The following is a 276-nucleotide window of genomic DNA, read 5'->3' as shown; positions in this document are numbered from 1 at the left end:
ATTATCTAGGCACGCTTCTTTACCGCTCATTGAAGCAATAAAACCATGCTTCGTTAGTAACGCCTGATAACATTTACTTGTGTACTGTGAACCTCTATCACTATGAAATATAACTCCTTTTGGTGGCTTCCTCAGATTAATTGCCATTTGTAGAGCGCGTTCTACTAACTGAACTGTCATTCGCTTGCTTAAAGCCCAACCAATAATGCGACGAGAATGTAAATCCATAACAATAGCCAAATACATCCAACCCTGAGCCGTGCGCAAATAAGTCAT

At 40.2% G+C, this 276-nt stretch carries 1 protein-coding gene; it reads right to left on the bottom strand.

Annotated features, from left to right (window positions below):
• A partial coding sequence (locus CWB99_RS22940) for a DDE-type integrase/transposase/recombinase (RefSeq protein WP_249332074.1) occupies nt 1-276 on the bottom strand: 276 nt, incomplete at both ends.

Source organism: Pseudoalteromonas rubra (assembly GCF_005887095.1).
GTDB classification, from domain to species: Bacteria; Pseudomonadota; Gammaproteobacteria; order Enterobacterales; family Alteromonadaceae; genus Pseudoalteromonas; species Pseudoalteromonas rubra_E.
This window is presented reverse-complemented; position numbering and strand designations above follow the sequence as displayed.